Raw genomic sequence first — 13,337 nt, 5'->3', positions numbered from 1 at the left:
ACAAATCAGTGCCTGACTCAGATCTCCTGTGGGAGCGAGCCTGCTCGCGAAGAGGCCGGTAAACCAGCCTTAATCTTTCAGACTGACCCGCTCGCGCAAATATTCGATAACCGCCGCGCGCTCCCCCGCAAACTCGATCCGCCCGCCCTTCTTCTCCCGCTGAAACACATACATCGGGTCGTAATACTCGTGCAGCAACCCCTCGATCCAGCCGCGATGCAGATCCACCGCGCCACTGCGCGCCTGCTCGGCCAACGCCGCTTCCATCAGATCGAACATCCGTCGATGCCGCTCACCACCGAGGCGCTTCTGCACGTTGTTCAGGCTCTCCAGCAAGCGCTCGGAGAACGACGCAAAGCCTTCCTCGCCATGCACCTGCGAAAACTCCGCCGACAAATCCACCACGTAATCACGCAGGATGCGCTCGACACGATCGGCAAAACTGTCCTCCAGCCAAACCATCGGGTACTGCTGCATGCCTTGATACAACGGTAGCGGCAACGCACAACTGCCCACCACCCGGCTCTCGTCTTCCAGCACAAACTGGCCGATACCGGCGTCGCGTTTCTTGAGAATGTCGATGGCCAGACGGTTCTCAAAATCGATATTCGACGGCTGCCCCGTGGCACGTTTGCCGAAACTGGAACCGCGATGATTGGCATGCCCTTCCAGATCCAGCCCGTTTTGCAACTGCACCAGCACTTCGGTTTTACCCGTGCCGGTCATGCCGCCGAGCAAAACGAAATCACACTGCGTGATGGCGTGCTCAAGGGTATCGATCAGGAAATTGCGCATCGCCTTGTAACCGCCGCCGACGCGCGGATAGTCAATGCCGGCTTCGTCACGCAGCCACTGCTGGGTGATCTGCGAGCGCAAGCCGCCACGAAAACAATAGAGATAACCCTCGGGATGGCTTCGGGCGAAGTCGGCCCAGGCCTGGATGCGCTCGGCCTTCACCGCGCCGGACACCAGTTGATGACCCAATTCGATGGCCGCTTGCTGCCCGTGCAGTTTGTAGCAGGTGCCGATCTTCTGCCGCTCGATGTCGTTCATCAGCGGCAGATTGATCACGCCGGGAAACGCGCCTTTGTGAAACTCGACCGGCGCGCGGGCGTCCATCAGCGGCCGGTCGTTGAGGAAGATGTCACGGTAATCAGTGCAGTCGCGGAGCATCAAATCACCTCGACTGCGTTCGTCTGTCGCTCAACCAGTTCGCCAATCGGCGCCAGGTTCAGGCCCAGTTCGGCGGCGACCGCGAGGAACTCATCATTGCCTTCAGGCGTGACGGCGATCAACAGACCGCCACTGGTTTGCGGGTCGCAGAGCACGCGTTTGTGCAGCTCCTGCACACGGCCGACCTTGCTCGAATAACTGTCGAAGTTGCGCAGCGTGCCGCCGGGGACGCAGCCCTGATCGAGGTAATACTCGACGCTGTCCAGACGCGGCACCAGGTCATAACGGATACGCGCGGTCAGTTGGCTGCCATCGGCCATTTCCACCAGATGCCCGAGCAAACCGAAACCGGTGACGTCGGTCATCGCGGTGACACCGGCCAGCTTGCCGAAGCGACTGCCGGGCTTGTTCAGCGTACACATCCAGTCGCGGGCGACACCGACGTCGCTGAGGCGCAACTTGCCCTTCTTCTCGGCGGTGGTGAGGATGCCGATACCCAGCGGTTTGGTCAGGTACAGCAGGCAACCGGCGGTGGCGGTGTCGTTGCGCTTCATGTGGCGTTTTTCCACAAGGCCGGTGACCGCGAGGCCAAAGATCGGCTCCGGCGCATCGATCGAATGCCCGCCCGCCAGGGGGATGCCAGCGGCGTCGCACACTGCACGCCCACCCCGAATCACTTCCCGTGCGACCTCCGGCGCCAGCACATTCACCGGCCAGCCGAGGATCGCAATCGCCATCAACGGATCACCGCCCATCGCATAGATGTCGCTGATCGCATTGGTCGCGGCGATACGGCCGAAGTCGAAGGGGTCATCGACAATCGGCATGAAAAAGTCAGTGGTCGACACCACACCGCGCTCGGCATCGATCTCGTACACGGCCGCGTCATCGCGCGAGGCATTGCCGACCCACAGTTTCGGATCAAGGTTCTGCGCGCCGCTGCCGGCCAGAATCACCTCCAGCACCTGCGGGGAAATCTTGCAGCCGCAACCGGCGCCGTGGCTGTATTGGGTCAGACGAATCGGCTCGCTCATGGGTCAGTCTCAGGCTGTTGATGGGGGCGATTCTAGCAGAGCGCGAGGCAGCAGATTTTTGCACTGACTGAGCGGCCCCTTCGCGAGCAGGCTCGCTCCCACGTTTGCCCCGCACTCCCCTGTGGGAGCGAGCCTGCTCGCGAAGGCAATCGAACAGTCACCACAAGCATCGTGTTGCCAAAGAATTTGCAGGCAAAAAAAACCGCCCTTTCGGGCGGCTAAAAGTGCTTCGACCCTAATTCAGAAGCCAAGGCTGAAGCTGATGGTCATCGCGTGGTCATTGCTGTCGTTCGACAATTGGCCCGAGTAGCCGACCCCGAGTTTGCCGGTCGGGCTGATCTGGAAGTCGACACCCGCTTCGACAATCGCACTGTCCTTGGCAATCGGTACGCCCTGAGTGCTGAACGAGGCGCCGCCGTCGATGAAGGTCAGGTCGGCGTCGGGTTTGGTGTCGCCGAAGGCATGCCGCCAGCCGATCGCCGCACGCGGGGTGAATTGCCCGCCGTTGGCCAGGGTGATGACTTTGCCGGCGCGCAGGCCGAGGGTCGAGAAGGTGATGTCTTGATCGGCATCGGCCTTCAGGCGCCCTACTCCGCCTTTTTCCTTGGCCTTGTCGGTGTCGTAGTTGACGTAGGCAAGACCGGCGAACGGTTCCAGGGCAATGCCGCCGGCCTCAATGGTGTAACCGACTTCGCCGAACACTTGGGCGCTGCGTGCATCGTAGTTGGCCTTCAAGCGGTCGTTGTAGGTGCCGACGCTGACGTCGCGTTTGGTCTCGATGTCGTGCCAGCTGTAAGCCGCGCCGAGGCGCACGGCCAGCGCATCGAACTGCGAGTTAAGGTACGCCGCCAGGTGATAGCTCTCGACCGTGGCATCCGAGCGACGATCATGCGCGTCCAGATCGCTGCGGGTGTAACCGGCAGCCATGCCCACGCGCCACTGGTCATCGAGCTGCTTGTCGGTGCCGAGCATGAAGCCGCTGAGGTTACGGTCGAGCTTGGCGCTGTTGCTGTCGCCATCCGATTCACCCCAGGCACCGAGTGCGCGAGCCCAGCCGACCATTTCACCGTGGCAACCGTTACTGCTCAGTTGGTTATCGCCAGGCGCCAGGGCACGACGTGGATCATCCGCGGCGCTGCACGAAGGCTGGCGCATGCGATCGTTTACGGCGTCGCGTACATAACGCGAATCCTCAAGAATCGCACTGGCGGTACTCGCGTGGATTTCGCCGGACAGACTGTCGAAGGCGTTACGCGCGCCAGCCACGCTGAGGTTGACGATCTGGTTTTGCAACGCAGCGCCCGCCGCACCGTTACGCGACAACGCCGAAGCGGTACTGCGTTGATTCCCTGTGGCCGCGACATCAGCGAACGAGTTGCCGTTGCGGCTGACCGCCAGACTGACCGAATCGGCGCCGTAAACCAGCGAGCTGTCGAGGAAGGCGTATTGCGGCAGATCCGTGCTGGTGAAGGTGCCTGTCACACCTCCGCCGGCGGTGATCAGCGAGTACACGGTGTTACCCGTGAACGGCGCGAGCGAATTGACCTGCAAACCACCGCCAAGGGCCGCTGTGCCACCGACTGCCAGCGGTGTAGCGGTGGGTGAACTGATGGTCAGCGCCAACACACCGGTTGGCGCATTGCTCAGATTGCCGGCAACGCTCAGGGTGCCAGCCTCGCCACCTGAAACCACCAGACCATTGTTGACCACCGACCCGACGCTGCCGTTACCGCTCAGCGCAGCGCCGTTGGCCACGGTGACTTGCCCACCCAACGAGGCACGCGCCGAGCGGCTGCCGACTTGCAGCACGCCTTGATCGACCGCCACGGTGCCGCTGAACGGATTGTCACCGGTCAACAACAAGGTGCCCGTGCCGCGTTTGAGCATGGCGCCGAGCCCGCGCAACGACCCGTTAAATTGCCCGTTGAAGTTCTGCACGAACAACAGCGAAGCGTTGTTGAGGATGTTGCCTTGCAAGCTGGTGGTATTACCGACCAGCGTACCGCCGCTGACAGTCGTGCCACCGCTGTAAGTGTTGGCGCCGCTCAACACCAGAGTCCCGGAGTCGAGCTTCTCGATGCCGCCCGTGCCCACCAGCGGTGTGGAAATTTCCGCGCTGCCACCAGCATTCACCCGCACCGGTGCGAGGCTGCCGTCTGCACCGTTGACCGGCGTCAGCGTACTGCCAGCGCCCGGGACCAGGCTGTAGCCGCCGGAGAGGAATTGCAGGCCGGTGAAGTTCTGATTGCCCTGCACGGTAACCGTACCCGCCTGACCACCGAACACGGCGAACTGACCATTTGATGCCAGGGCCTGCGTGCCGCTCGGATCGGTCCAGTTGGTGCCCGGCCCCCACACACCGCTACCGCCGCCGATGCTGCCATCGGGATTGGTGGTGCCGCCATTCCAGAACTGCACCTCACCCGGCGAGCCTTGCACCAGCAGGTTGATCTGGTTGGCGATGGCGGTTTGCAGGGTCAGGTTGGCCGCCGAGACCGGCAAGCTGCCGTAGACCAGACCGTTGTCGGTCAGGCTGCCGCCGTAACTGAACAGTTGATACACCCCGGTACCGAAACCGCCGGCGTTGCTGACGTTCAGCGTGCCGTCGAGGGTCAGGTTGCCGGCGACGTTGACCACTGTTGTAGAGCTGGTGGCCGAGCCGAGGCTGAAGTCCAGATTGGTGCCCGAGGACAAGGCCAGCGAACCGACCGACAACGGCGTCGCGGTGCCGCCGCCGGCCAGAGTCGCGCCGTCGGCCAGTTGCACGGCGCCAGCGAATTGACCGCTGCCACCTATGCCTGCGCCGCTGGCAACGTTGACATTGGCGCTGTTGAGCACGCCGTTGACGGTCAGTTTGCCGGCCTGCACCGAGGTGTTGCCGGTGAAGCTGTTGTTGCCAGTCAGGAGCAATTGGCCGCTGCCGGTTTTGTTCAGCGTACCGGCGCCGGTGAGGTTGCCGGTGTAGCTGCCGTCGGTGTTTTGCTCGAAGGTCAGCACCGCGTTGTTGACGATTGCACCTTGCAGGCTGCTGGTGTCGCCGCGCGTGGTGCCGCCGTTCAGCGTGGTGCCACCGCTGTAGGTATTGGCGCCGCTGAGCACCAGATCACCCGTACCGTTTTTCACCAGACTGCCGGTGCCGGTGACGGCGCCGAGCAGCGTGGTGTTCTGGGTGCCGGCCAGGGTCAGTTGCGCACCAAGGTTGATGGCATTCGCCAGCTGCAGCGCCGAGGTGCTGTCGAGGGAGCCATTGCCGGTGACGTTGAGCGCCCCGCTGCTGATCGCACTGTTATTGCCGAGAATCAGCGTGCCGCCCGCAAGCTGAGTGCCACCGCTGTAGGTGTTGCTACCGTTGAGGGTCAGGCTCGAAGCGCCGGCCTTGATCAGGCTGCCGCTGCCGCTGACCACGCCGCCGAGGGTCAAGGCGTTGGAACCGGCAACGGTCAGACCACCGTTGACGACCACGTCGTTGCTCAGACTGACGGCCGCGTTGCTGTCCAGCGCCGTGCCATCAGCAGCGGTCAACACGCCAGTGCCAAGCGCGGCGTTGTTGCCGACCACGATTTTTCCGCCGTTCAGCGCGGTGCCACCGGTGTAGCCGTTGGCGGCGTTGAGCACCAGCGTACCGCTGTCGTATTTGCCCAGCGTGCCGCTGCCGTTAAGCGCGACACCGATGGTTGCCGTGGCGTTGGGGTCAACCCGCACCGTGGCATTGCCCAGCGAACCGTTGACCAGATTCAGCGAGCCCGCCGTGCCATTCACCAGGCTGTAGCCGTCAGTGACGAACTGCATGCCGGTGACGGTTTGCGCGCCGTTGACAGTGACCGTGCCGGCCGCGCCCTGGAACACTGCGAAACTGTTGGTCCAGGCCTGATTGGTGGTGCCGTTGACGTCGGTCCAGTTAGTGGTGCCGGTGCCCCAAGTGCCGCTGCCGCCCTCGACGGAACCGTTGGCCACCAGTTGGTTGCCGTCCCAGAACTGCACGGTGACGCCCGGTGCAGTCACCAGCAGGTTGATCTGATTGGCCAGCGCAGTTTGCAGTTGCAGATCGCCCGGGCTGACGCTTCCCGGTAACGTGCCGAAGAGCATGCCGTTGTCGGTCAGGCCGCCGGTGTAGTCGATCAGGCGATAGACGCCGCTGCCAAAACCACCGATATCACTGACGTTGAGGGTACCGTCGAGGGTCAGGTTGCCGCCAACATTGATCAGCGCATTGCCGCCGCCGGACACCGGGGTTCCGAGGCCGACGTCGAAGTTGGAGTTACCGTTGAACAGCAGCGACCTGACGCTCAGCGTACTGCCGGTGACGCCCGCCAGATGCCCGCCATCGGCCACCGTCACGGCACCGCTCAAGGTGCCGTTGCCACCGAGAGTGCCGCCGCTGTTGACCAGCACATTGCCGCTGGCCAGTGAGCCGTTGACCTGCAGGGTGCCGGCGTTGACGTTGGTGTCACCGGTCAGGTCGCTGATACCGCTGAGGGTCAGGGTGCCGCTGCCGAGTTTGCTCAGGCTGCCGTCACCGCTGAGGATGCCGGCGAAAGTGCTGCTGACGTTGTTGCCGCCCAGGCTCAACGTATTGCCCGTGCCGATCAGCGCCGTGCCGCTGCCAGTGAGGCTGGCGAGGCTGGCCGATGCACCGAGATTGAGCGCCGCGCCGCCCGCGAGATTGACCGTGGCGTTGTTGCCCAGCGCCGCGCTACTCAGTGTGGTCAGGCTGCCGGACGCCACATCGAAGGTGCCGCTGAAAGTGTTGCTGCCGCTCAACGTCACGTCGGACAGACCGTTCTTGGTCAACGTGCCGGCGCCGGCAATCACGCCACCGAGGGTCAGGTTGTTGTTACCGGCCAGAGCCAGATTGGCATTGACGTTGAGGTTGTTGGCCAGCACCAGTGGCGCGGTGTTGTCGAGGGTCGAAGCGCCGGCCACGGTCAGCGCGCCGCTGCCCAAAGAGCCGCCAGTGCCAAGGGTCAACGTACCGGCATTCAGTGTGGTGCCGCCGGTGAAGGTGTTGATGCCGTTGAGTGTCAGGTTCGACGCGCCGTCCTTGATCAAGCCACCCGCGCCGCTGACCACACCTGCGAGGGTTAGATTGTTGCTGCCGGTGTTGCTCAGATTGGCGTTGAGCACGACGTTGTTGCCCAGGCTTAGCGCGCTGTTGCTGTCCAGCGCCGAGGCACCCGCCACGGTCAGGTTGCCCAGACCCAGTGCCGAGTTGCTGCCAGCAGTCAGGGTGCCCGCGTTCAGAGTGGTGCCGCCGAGGAAGTTGTTATTGCCGCTCAGGGTCAGGTTGGCCGCGCCGTTTTTTGTCAGGCTGCCGGCCCCGTTGATTGTGCCGGCAAGGGTCAGATCCGCCGTGCCGCCGATGCCGAGATTGCCAGCCAGATTGACCGCGTTGTTGACCGAAACGGCGGTGGCGGCATCCAGCGTGGTGCCGCCCGCCGCGTTCAGCGTGCCCGAGCCCAGCGCCGAGTTCGACGCCAGAATCAGTCCTCCGGCGTTCAAGGCTACCGGGCCAAGGAAGGCATTGTTGCCGCCGAGGGTCAGGTTCGCCGTGCCGGTTTTGATCAGGCCACCCGTGCCGCCAATCACGCCATTGAGGGTCAGCGCATTGCTGCCGACCACGGTGAGATTGCCGTTGAGCGTTGCGGCGTTGGCCAGTGTCACCGCCGCGTTGCTGTCCAGTTGCGTGCCGGCATTCGCCGTCAACGTTCCGGTGCCGAGTGCGGTGTTGCTGCCGACGATGATCTTGCCGCCGTCCAGTTGCGTGCCGCCGGTATAAGTGTTGGCACCACCGAGCACCAGCGTGCCGGCGTCGAGTTTATTAAGGATGCCGCTGCCATCGATATTGGCATTGATGGTCGCCGTCACGCCCGGATCGACGCGCAACGAAGTGGTGCCGCCGGTGCCATTGACCGCTGTGAGTTGTCCCGCTGCACCGTTGACCACGTTGTAGCCGTCGGTGAGGAACTGCATGCCGGTGAACGCCTGCGTGCCGTTCACCGTCACCGTGCCGGCGGTGCCCTGGAACACCGCGAAGTCGCCAGCCCATGGCTGATTGACCAGACCGTTGGCGTCGGTCCAGTTGGTGCCGACCGCATTCCACGTGCCGCTGCCGCCATCGACCACACCGTTGGCGATGGTCTGGCTGCCGTCCCAGTAACGGATGTTGCTGTTCGGCGCGGAGACTTGAATGTTGATCTGATTGGCCACGCCGGTTTGCACCAGCAGATCGCCGAGGCCGTAGCCGACCGGCACGCTGGCCACGTCCAGACCGAGGTTGGTCAGGGCACCGGTGTAGTTGAACAGGCGATACACGCCAACGCCGAAACCGCCGGCGTCGGTGACGTTGAGATTACCGTCGAGGGTGAGGTTGCCGCCGATGTTCATCAGCGAGGCGGTCGAGGGTGTGCCCAGCGCCACATCGACGTTGCTGCCGGCACCGAGAGTCAGCGCACTTGCCGACAAGGTATTGCCCGACGAAAGCGCCAGATGCCCGCCATTGTTGATGTTGATGGCACCGAGCGCCGAACCGGTACCGGTCAGGGTACCGCCGGTGTTGACGTTGACCTGCGCGCTGGCCAGCGAACCGCTGAGATCCACGGTGCCGCCATTGATCGCGGTGTTGCCGGTGATGCCATTGATTCCGGTGAGGCTCAGGGTGCCGGTGCCGACCTTGATCAGGCCACCGCTGCCACTGAGGCCGCCGTCGAACGTGCTGGTGACGTTGCCGCTGCCGACGGTCAGCGTGTTGCTGCCGGTGAGCTGCACGTCGCCGCTGCCGGTCAGCGCGCCGAGGCTGGCGTCGCTGCCCAGATTCAGGCCGGCACCAGCGCTGATATTCACGCCTGCGGTGTTGCCCAGCGCATTGCTGTTCAACGTGGTGACGCTGCCAGAGACGATGTTCAGCGCGCCGGTGAAGGTGTTGTTGCCGGCCAGGGTCAGGTCCGACAGACCGTTTTTGGTCAGGTTGCCGGCGCCATCGATGATGCCGTTGAGGCTCAGGTCGTTGTTGCCCGCGACGGTCAGACCGGCGTTCAACGTGATCGCATTGCCGATGCCGAACGAGGCGCTGTTATCCAGGGTCGCCGCGCCGCCAACAATCAACGCGCCAGTGCCCAAGCCGTTGGCATTGCCCAGGGTCAGGGTGCCGCCGTTCAGAGTCGTACCGCCGCTGAAGGTGTTGTTGCCGTTGAGGGTCAGGTTGGCCGCGCCATTCTTGATCAACTGCCCGGTGCCGCTGGTGACGCCGCCGAGGGTCAGGTTTTGCGTCCCCCCCCACGGTCAGTGCAGCGTTGAGCGCGACGCCATTGTTGAGGCTGACCAGCGGCGAGTTGCTGTCCAGTGTTGCCGCGCCAGCGACGGTCAGTGCGCCGGAGCCCAATGCCGAACTGTTGCCAACGGTCAGCGTGCCGGCGTTCAGGGTCGTGCCACCGAGGAAGTTATTGGCCGCGTTGAGAATCAGATTGGCCGTACCGTTTTTCACCAGACTGCCAGCACCGCTGACCAGGCCGGTCAGGGTCAGATTCGCCGTGCCGCCGACGTTCAAGGCACCGGCCAATGCCACCGCGTTGTTCAGGCTGACGGCGGTGTTGGCGTCCAGCGTGGTGCCTGCCGCCGCGTTCAATGTGCCGGAGCCCAATGCGGTGTTGCTGCCGACCGTCAGTTTGCCGGTGTTCAGCGCGGTGTTGCCGAAATAGGTGTTGGCGCCGTTGAGGGTCAGGTCGGCGGCGCCGTTCTTGACCAATCCGCCGATACCGGCGACCACGCCACCGAGGGTCAGCGCATTGGTGCCGCCAAGGGTCAGGGTGCCGCCGAGGTTGACGTTGTTGGCCAGGGTTGCCGCAGTGTTGGCATCCAGCGTGGTGCCGTTCGACGCATTCAGTGTGCCGGTGCCGAGGGCCGTGCTGGAGCCGACCACCAGCGAGCCGGCATTCAGCGCGGTGGTGCCGGTGTAGGTGTTGTTGCCGTTGAGGGTCAGGCTTGAGGCGCCGGTCTTGATCAGGCCGTTAGCGCCGCTGATTACGCCGCCCAGGGTCAGCGCGTTGGCGCCGCCAGCGGTGAGGTTGGCGTTGAGAATCACGTTGTTGTTCAGGGTCACGGCCGAACTGCTGTTGAGCGTGCCCGCACCTTCCACCGACAAGGTGCCAGTGCCCAGTGCGGCGCTGTTGCCGACGGTGAGGCTGCCAGCATTCAGCATGGTGCCGCCGCTGTAGGTGTTGGTGCCGTTAAGAGTGAGATTGGCGGCGCCGTTTTTCACCAGTTGGCTGGCGCCGCTGATCACCCCGCCGAGGGTCAGCGCGTTATTACCACCGATCCCCAGGCTGTTGTTGAGAATGACGGCATTGTTCAGGGTCACCGCCGCATTACTGTCGAGGGTAGCTACACCGCCCACGGTGATGTTGCCGCTACCCAGCGCCGCGTTGGCGCCTGCGGTGATCGTACCGGCGTTCAGCGCAATGGCACCGAGAAAGGTGTTGGCGCCATTGAGTATCAGGTTGGCCGCGCCGTTTTTGGTCAGCCCGCCGCTGCCGCTGACGATGCCGCCGAGGGTCAGGTTGGCGCTGCCGCCGACGTTGAGATTGCCGCCGAGCGAAACCGCGTTGGTCAGTGCGACTGCGGTGCTGGCGTCGAGCGTGGTGCCCGCCGCCGTGGTCAGCGCGCCAGTGCCCAGCGCAGTATTGGAACCGACAATCAACGTGCCGGCATTAAGCGCAGTACCGCCGGAGAAGGTGTTGTTGCCGCTGAGGTTGAGGTTCGCGGTGCCGTTCTTGATCAGATTGCCGACGCCACTGACGACACCACTCAGGCCCAATGCTTGCGTGCCACCAACGGTCAGTCCCCCTGCGAGCGCGACGGCGTTGGCCAGGGTCACCGCCGTCGTCGCATCCAGCGTGGTGCCCGCCGCCGCGTTCAACGCGCCAGTGCCCAGTGCGGTGTTGCTGCCGACGAACAGGCTGCCGCCGTTGAGTAGCGTGTTGCCGGCATTGGTGTTGTTCCCCGTCAGGGTCAGGCTGGCGGTGCCGGATTTGGTAATCCCGCCGGTACCGGACAACACGCCGCCCAGGGTCAGCGCATTGCTACCGAGCACGTTGAGGGCGCCAGTCATGGCGATGTTGTTGGCCAAGGTCACGTTGGCGGTGCTGTCCAGGCTGGTGCCAGCGGCAGTGTTCAGCGCGCCGCTGCCCAGCGAGTTGTTGTTGGTCACCAGCAGGCTGCCGGCACTGAGGGTGGTGGTGCCGGTGTAACCGCTGTTGGCGCCGCTGAGGGTCAGGCTGCCGGTGCCGGTTTTGCTCAGGCCGCTGCTGCCGGTGATCAAACCGCCGAGGGTCAGTGCGCCAGTGCCGCCGGCGGTCAAGGTGCCGCCGAGGCTGATGGCGTTGGCAAGGCTGATCGTGCCCGGTGCGCTCAACGTCGTCGCGCCGGTGACGTTGAGGCTGCCGCTGCTGAAGGCCTGATTGTTGCTGACTTGCACCGTGCCGCCATTGAGCGTGGTGTTGCCCAGATAGGTGTTGGCGGCGCTGAGGTTTAGCTGGCCGGTGCCGGCCTTGGTGAAACCGCCGCTGCCGGAAATCACCCCGCTCAGGGTGGTGGCATTGCCGCCTTGTACCGTAACGCCGCCGGCACCGACGGAAATCAGATTGCTGATGTTCAACCCGGCATTACTGGCCTGCAGAATCCCGCCGTTGGACGTGAGCACGCCGCTGCCGAAGGTGGCGTTGTTATTGAAATTCGCGATACCGCCGTTGAGCGTGGTCGCGCCGCTGACCAATGGCCCCTGCAAGGTCCAGGTGCCACTGTTGAGGGTCAGGTTGTTGAAGTTGACGTAGGTGGCGCTCGACGCCGTGCCAGTCCCAGTGATACCGCCGCCGACGCCGGCCGGGTTTTGCAGGATCAGACTGTTGGTGCCGCCCAAACCACCATCGACCGTGCCGGTCGGGGCGAACGTCAGGTTGATGTTGATCAGGCCGCCAAGCCCGACACTGACTTGCACGCCGTCACCGACCTGCACCGAAGAACCGGTCACCGCGGTGAAGGTGTTGGTGCTCCCCGCGCCCATCGACACACCGCCGGTAATCGCACCGGCGTTGGTGAAGGTGTTGCCCGCCGCCGAGGTTTCGAAGGCAATCCGGCCGTTGATGACACCGGTGTTGCTGTTGGTCATGTTGACCTGCGAGCCACCGTAGACGCCGATCACCGGGGTGTCGGCCAGGGTGATGCCACCGATCGAAAGTCCGGTCGAGGTAATGGTGCCGTTGTTGGTGAGGGTGGTGGTGCCGGCAGCGGCGTTGTTCACCGCGATGGCCAGGCCATTGATGCTGGTCAGGTTAAGCCCGAGCAACATGCCGGTACCGCGCATGATCGCGCCCGTATTGTTGAGCACATTGACCGTGCTGGTCGCGCCGTTTCCGATAAATGCACCGCCGCTCAACACCGATATCAGACCAAGGACTGCCGGATCCATGATGCCGGAGTTGTTCAGGGTGATGTCGACCCCCGTCAGGTCCATGACATGCCCGCCAAGGGTCGCGTTCATCTGCGCGCCGCTGTTGACGTTGACCGTCAGGTTGTTCGTGGCACTGGCGAAGTCGTTGGGAACCAGTGGCAGTGGCGGCACCCCCGTACACGTCACGATTGAACCGGCCGTGGAGCATGTGGCCAACGCAGGTGCGCTGACGCCGCCGAACAACAGCCCGGCAACGCTCAAATGCACAGCAAGGGAAAGAGGGGAAAAACGCGAAACGAGGGCGACACCAAACCTTGCTTCCACGGGCTACTCCTTGTCGTGGCCAACTTCTTCCTTGAAGGCGTACAAAGCCTTACTTATTCCACACGCGACTCAAGACTACGACGGTCATCACAAAACCGTTGATTGGGGACAAAGCTAGTAGACGCCCAGACATGGGGCACGGATTAAATGGTGTTAATACTTTAATACTAGGCGCTCTAGGACGAGGGTTTCGATCCATAGACCGGGGGACTGGAACGCACTGCAACCCCCGTGTGGGAGCGAGCCTGCTCGCGAAAGCGCTGTGTCTGCGAAGGGTTTTCAAGCTGGCAAGACGCCTTCGTGAGCAAGCCCGCTCCTACAGGGATTTTTAACGTCTGGAAGAAACTGGTACGTGTTATGCAAAC

General features: G+C 63.5%; 2 protein-coding genes and 1 pseudogene. All 3 read right to left on the bottom strand.

From position 1 onward, the window contains the following. Nucleotides 1–69: 69 nt before the first annotated feature. The 3 genes and pseudogenes from mnmH to ATI02_RS05125 all read right to left on the bottom strand — a co-directional run bounded on the left by mnmH (nucleotide 70) and on the right by ATI02_RS05125 (nucleotide 12,972). Entirely contained in the window at nucleotides 70–1,173 is a 1,104-nt protein-coding gene (gene mnmH / locus ATI02_RS05140; protein WP_100845641.1) for a tRNA 2-selenouridine(34) synthase MnmH, read from the bottom strand. Further along, nucleotides 1,173–2,207, bottom strand: a complete 1,035-nt coding sequence (gene selD / locus ATI02_RS05135) for a selenide, water dikinase SelD (protein ID WP_100845640.1) — start codon at nucleotides 2,205–2,207, stop codon at nucleotides 1,173–1,175. The genes mnmH and selD overlap by 1 nt, the downstream gene beginning before the upstream one ends. Nucleotides 2,208–2,447: 240 nt before the next feature. Beyond that, nucleotides 2,448–12,972: pseudogene (locus tag ATI02_RS05125) on the bottom strand (autotransporter-associated beta strand repeat-containing protein). Nucleotides 12,973–13,337 lie beyond the last annotated feature (365 nt).

This window comes from Pseudomonas baetica (genome assembly GCF_002813455.1).
GTDB classification, from domain to species: Bacteria; Pseudomonadota; Gammaproteobacteria; order Pseudomonadales; family Pseudomonadaceae; genus Aquipseudomonas; species Aquipseudomonas baetica.
This window is presented reverse-complemented; position numbering and strand designations above follow the sequence as displayed.